The organism is Yoonia sp. (assembly GCF_030731595.1).
Lineage (GTDB): Bacteria > Pseudomonadota > Alphaproteobacteria > Rhodobacterales > Rhodobacteraceae > Yoonia.
The window spans coordinates 24,666-30,691 of record NZ_JANQTS010000091.1; the positions used below are offsets into that span (position 1 = coordinate 24,666).

General features: G+C 58.3%; 3 protein-coding genes. All 3 read left to right on the forward strand.

The window, feature by feature from the left end; translation table 11 throughout:
* Positions 1 to 9: 9 nt before the first annotated feature.
* Entirely contained in the window at positions 10 to 1,764 is a 1,755-nt protein-coding gene (locus NWQ23_RS10725) for an ATP-binding protein (protein WP_306166346.1), read from the forward strand.
* 11 nt (positions 1,765 to 1,775) lie between these two features.
* The gene (locus NWQ23_RS10730; protein WP_306166347.1) at positions 1,776 to 3,107 is read left to right on the forward strand and encodes a sigma-54 dependent transcriptional regulator; all 1,332 of its coding nucleotides are present in this window, start codon (positions 1,776 to 1,778) and stop codon (positions 3,105 to 3,107) included.
* A 415-nt stretch (positions 3,108 to 3,522) separates the two neighbouring features.
* Positions 3,523 to 6,026 (forward strand): ribonuclease E/G (locus NWQ23_RS10735; protein ID WP_306166348.1); only part of this gene is annotated, 2,504 nt, incomplete at its 3' end.

A 6,026-nucleotide genomic window follows, 5' to 3' on the forward strand; every position in this document is an offset into this window, starting at 1 on the left:
ACTGTTCCAATGGTGCAATGGAACAGATTGACGGGCGGCAAGGGTCGCGGCAAATGGTACTTACGCCTTGCCGTGCTGGTGATCTGCCTGTTTGCGGTGATTGTGATCTATATCTCCAATCAGTTGCTGACCCAACGGTTCACCGAAACGATCCGCAACAGATCCGAGATCCGGTTGGCGCTTTACGTGACCAACTTGATGAACGAATTGCAGCGCAATTCGGTTGTGCCGCAACTTCTTGCGCGCGACCCTGATCTGATCCGGGCGCTGCTTAGTCAGGATTATTCGCTGTCGACGGCCCGCCTTTTGTCGATTGTGGACGAGATCGGTTCCGCCTCATTGACCTTGCTTGATCGTGATGGTCGCGCTGTGGCGGCGACAAATCGCAACCGCATTGGCGAGAGCCATCGCAACACCCCTTATTTCGTTGGTGCGCTGCGTAGCAGTCAAACTGTGTATACGACCTTTCGCAATGATGCTGGCGGCTTTTCCTATATCTATAGCCGCCAAGTCATAGCCGATGGGCAGCCGCGCGGTGTGATCATGGTAGAGGTCGATGGCCAGCGGCTTGAAACGGGCTGGGCCGGTGTTTCGGACGCGGTGCTGGTCACTGATAGCGAAGGCATCATCATCATGTCGACCGAACCACGTTGGCGCGGTCTGCTGGAACAAGACGCTTTGGCACGCCAGTCTGCGCCATCTGCCATCGAACGCGCGATCCGTGCGACCCAAGGCTGGTCTGCCTTGCCTGCTGATGCTTACCTGCGCGGAGAGGCGGTTTTGCGTCGCGAGATGCGGGTCCCGCATCAGGGCTGGAAGATGGTCAGCTTTACCACCTACGACTCGGTCAGAGAGCGGGTCAACGGCATTCTCGCGCTTGAACTGATGGGATTCGCGATCCTGCTGGCGCTTCTTTTCTGGACCACGTCCCGCAAGACGGCGTCCCGCTTGGTCTTCTTTCAGCGCGAGTCAGCAGAGCTTCGCGCATTGAATCGCAGGCTGCAGCGGGAAATCGCCGAACGCGAAAAGGTCGAAAAGACGCTTCAGGTGGCCGAGCAGACGATTGCGCAGTCATCGAAACTCGCGGCCTTGGGCGAGATGTCTGCCGCCGTCAGCCACGAATTGAACCAGCCGCTGGCCGCGATGAAGACCTATCTTGCAGGTGCCCGGCTGCTGTTGCAACGCGAGCGCCCCGAAGAGGCCCTGTCCTCGTTCCAGCGGATTGACGATCTGCTTGAACGGATGGGGGCGATCACCCGTCAGCTCAAGTCCTATGCGCGCAAGGGGGCTGATGCGTTTGAGCCTGTAGATACAAGGGCTGCGGTGTCTACGGCGCTGGCTTTGATGGAACCCCAGCTCAAGACCCGTGCGGTCAACATCATCCGGACTTTTCCCAATGAGCCGATCATGATCCTGGGCGACAGGTTGCGGCTGGAGCAGGTGATTATCAATCTTTTGCGCAATGCGCTGGATGCGACCAAGACCGCAACCAACCCGACGATCGAAATCCTGCTCGCGGCCGGTGAAACCGTGAGCATCCAGATCCGTGACAATGGCGAAGGGATTGAAGACCTCAACGAACTCTTCGAGCCCTTCTATACAACCAAACAACCTGGTGATGGTGTGGGACTAGGGCTTGCTATCTCGTCGGGGATCGTCAACGATTTGGGCGGGCGCCTCACCGCACGCAATGCGGCTGATGGCGGGGCTATATTCGAGGTGCAACTGCCCATCATGGAGCAGAATGTCGCCGCGGCAGAGTAAGGAAAAAGTGCATGAGTAAGGTCATGAAAATCGCTATTGTCGATGACGAAAAGGATATGCGTCAGTCGATTTCACAATGGTTGGCGTTGTCGGGCTTTGACACCGAAACCTTTGCATCTGCCGAGGACGCGCTCAAAGGCCTGGGAAGCGACTATCCGGGAATTGTTGTCAGCGACATCAAGATGCCCGGCATGGATGGTATGCAGTTCCTGCGCAAACTTAAGGGTGTCGATAGCAGCTTGCCAGTGATCATGATCACCGGCCACGGCGATGTGCCCATGGCTGTCGAGGCGATGCGTGTCGGTGCTTTCGATTTTCTGGAGAAACCGTTCAATCCCGACCGCATGACCGAACTTGCCAAAAAAGCGACGCAAGCCCGGCGGCTGACGCTTGATAACCGTGCGCTGCGCAAAGAGTTGTCAGACGGATCATCCTTGATGAAAAAGCTGATTGGTCAATCGGCCTCTATGGAGCGCCTGAAGGAAGATATCCTTGATCTGGGGCAGGCTGACGGCCATGTCCTGATCGAGGGCGAGACAGGCACCGGCAAAACACTTGTGGCCCATGCGCTGCATGCCGTTGGCGCGCGCGCCAACAAGAAATTCGTGATGCTGAGTTGTTCTGCCTATGACGAGGACTCGCTTGGTCGGACGATCTTTGGTCCTGCCCATGACGATGAACCGATCCCGGCAATGGAAGAAGCGCGCGGAGGGACGCTGGTGCTCGAAGACATCGAGGCACTGAGCCATTCGTTGCAGGCGCGCCTGCTGACGGCAATCAACAATCAGGGAACACCGGCAGAGACGCGGATCGTGGCGATCTGTAACCTGCAAGAGCAGAACCAGACCTGCGAGAGCGTGCTGCGGCCTGATCTGTTCTACCGGCTTGCGGCCTTGCGCATCACTGTGCCGCCGCTGCGCCAGCGTGGCGAGGATATCTTGACGCTCTTTACCCGTCTGAGCGAACAGTTTGCCGAGGAATATGGCTGCGATGCACCGCAAGTCAGCGCGCAAGAGGCAGCGCAGTTGTTGCAGGCCCCGTGGCCCGGAAACGTGCGCCAATTGATCAACGTGGCAGAGCGCGCCGTTTTGCAAAACCGGCGCGGCAGTGGCTCTATCGCGTCGCTCTTGATGGCCGATACCGAGGAAATGAAGCCGGCAATGACGACAGAGGGCAAGCCGCTCAAGGAATTCGTCGAAGCTTTCGAGCGCATGTTGATCGACAATACCATGCGCCGCCATCGCGGATCTATTGTGTCGGTGATGGACGAACTCTGCCTGCCACGCCGGACACTGAACGAAAAGATGGCCAAATATGGATTGCAGCGCTCGGACTATCTCTGAGCTTTCCGTCTTTGCTTCATTTCAGGCACCCTGCACGCAGCCACTTGTGTTGGGTGCCATTCGTCCCTTATGTAGAAAGAACGGATGTTCGTGCTTTGGTTGCACGGTGCCATCCGATGAGATTCTCTGTTGCGTCTTTGATCTGACGTCAAAAGCAAAACAGCTGATTTGGTCCCTAGGGATCAGGAGAACGCCCTTGGTCGCGCGAAGCAACGCCGACCGGGCCTTGAACGGGCCGCGGACTTGATCCGGGGTCGGAGAAGAAACGCGATGAAACGCGCGCAAAACACGAGGCAAGACGCAGCGGCCCTGAGGGGCCTGGCGTCTTCCTGTGCGCAGATCGCCTTAATCAGACATGTAACACGGACATCAGCGCCCCCAGGGGCGCCACCGGGGTTACGTGTGAACGGAACAAATGCCAAAGAAAATGCTCATAGATGCCACACACGCGGAAGAAACCCGCGTTGTTGTGGTCGACGGAAACAAAGTCGAAGAATTTGATTTTGAAAGCCAATTCAAACGCCAGCTTGCTGGCAACATCTACCTCGCAAAGGTAACACGGGTCGAACCATCGCTTCAGGCGGCCTTTGTGGACTATGGCGGAAACCGCCATGGCTTCCTTGCGTTCTCGGAAATCCATCCGGACTATTATCAGATCCCGGTCGCTGACCGCGAGGCGCTGATTGCCGAAGAAAAGGCCTATGCCGAAAGCCTGCGGGCCGAAGCGGATGCCGAGGACGAGGAAAAACCCAAACCGCAGCGCCGCCGCAGCCGGGCCAAGCCGAAAGCATCCCCCGTCGAGGGCGATGACGCGATCGTCACAAGCGAGGCCTACGAGGAAGACGTCTCTGGCGATATCGCCGGCATGGAAACGATTGATCTGGGCGATGACGAAGAAGGCTCGTCTCCGATGATGCTCGTCGGTGAAACGCCTGTCGAAACCCCCGCCGCAGGCGAGGACGACGATGAAGACGACGATGCAGATCACGTTGAATCAATCAGCAAAGATGATGAGATCGAAAGCATCGCCGAAGAGGATGACAGCGACGATGTCCGCCCCGTGCGCAAACCGCGCGCCAAGCGCTACAAGATCCAAGAAGTCATCAAGGTGCGTCAGATCCTGTTGATTCAGGTGGTCAAAGAAGAACGCGGCAACAAGGGTGCAGCCCTTACCACCTACCTGTCGCTGGCGGGCCGTTACTGCGTCCTGATGCCCAATACCGCCCGTGGCGGCGGCATCAGCCGCAAGATCACCAACGCCGTGGACCGCAAGAAGCTGAAAGAAATCGCGGGCGAGATGACCGTGCCAGATGGTGCAGGTCTGATCATTCGGACCGCCGGATCACAGCGCACCAAAGCCGAGATCAAGCGCGACTACGAATACCTGCAACGGATGTGGGAACAGATCAGGGAATTGACCCTGAAATCCATCGCCCCTGCGAAAATCTATGAAGAAGGCGATCTGATCAAACGGTCGATCCGCGATCTTTATTCCAAAGACATTGACGAGGTCATCGTCGCAGGCGAGGACGGGTATCGGACCGCCAAGGACTTCATGAAAATGATCATGCCGTCCCACGCCAAAAACGTGAAGTTCTACGCCGAGCAACTGCCGCTTTTCGCCCGCTTTCAGGTCGAAGGTTATTTGAACGGCATGTTCAATCCCACGGTGCAACTGCCATCCGGCGGTTATATCGTGATCGGGATCACCGAAGCGCTGGTGGCCATCGACGTGAACTCTGGCCGTGCGACCAAAGAAGGGTCGATCGAGCAGACAGCACTCAAGACCAACCTTGAAGCCGCCGACGAAGTGGCCCGCCAGTTGCGCCTGCGTGACCTTGCCGGCCTGATCGTCATCGACTTTATCGATATGGACGAACGCCGGAACAACGCAGCCGTCGAAAAGCGGTTCAAGGACAAGCTCAAGACAGATCGCGCGCGCATTCAGGTGGGCCGCATCTCTGGCTTTGGCCTGATGGAAATGTCGCGCCAGCGTCTGCGCCCGGGTATGCTCGAGGCCACGACGCAGATGTGTCCGCATTGTCATGGCACCGGCTTGCTGCGTTCGGATGATAACGTGGCATTGTCGATCCTGCGGGCCTTGGAAGAAGAAGGCGTGCGCGCGCGTAGCAAAGAGGTGCTGATCAAGGCGCCGATCTCGATCGCGAACTTCCTGATGAACGGCAAACGCGAACATATCGCGGATATCGAAATCCGCTATGGCATGTCGGTGCGGATCGAATGTGATCCGACCCTCGTCTCGCCCGATTTCGCCATCGAAAAATTCAAGACAGCGACCCGTGTGGTGCCGGAAGCGGCCCCGTTCGTCTCTGCTGTCATGATGGATGACGATGATGATGAGGTGATCGTCGAAACGCCGGATGAGGATGACGAGGCGGCCGAGACAAGCGCAGAGCCCACAGGTCAAGCAACCGCCGAAGGCGACGACAAGCCCAAGCGCAAGCGTCGGCGCAGGCGTCGGCGCGGCGGAAGCGGGCGGGCTCAGCAAACCGAGACTGGTGACGAGAGCGCGGACCCAGAGGCACAGGAACAGGCGGCTTCCGGTGATGATGTTGCAGCCGAAGAGACACCTGCACCTCAAGACAGGCCAAAGCGGACCCGCACGCGCTCACGCAACAAAAAGGTCGTGGACGCCGCGCCAGTCGAGGTTGCAGAGACTGCGACTGAGGCTGCGCCAGAGCCAGAGCCGGTGACTGCCGAAGAAGCGCCCGCGCAAAAGCCTGCGCCCAAAAAGCGTACCGCGACCCGCAAGAAGGCAGAGGAGGTTGCGCCACCAGCCGAAGAGCCGGCCGTTGAACCTGCGGAAGCCGTGGCGGCAGAGGAAAAGCCCAAGCCCAAGCGCGCCAGCCGCGCCAAGCCAAAGGCAAAGGACGCCCCTGTAGCCGAGCCTGTGGCCGA

Bases quoted from the DNA above. Each gene is read 5' to 3' on its own strand.
- NWQ23_RS10730 (WP_306166347.1), top strand. From the start codon at position 1,776: ATGAGTAAGGTCATGAAAATCGCTATTGTCGATGACGAAAAGGATATG.
- NWQ23_RS10725 (WP_306166346.1), top strand. From the start codon at position 10: ATGGTGCAATGGAACAGATTGACGGGCGGCAAGGGTCGCGGCAAATGG.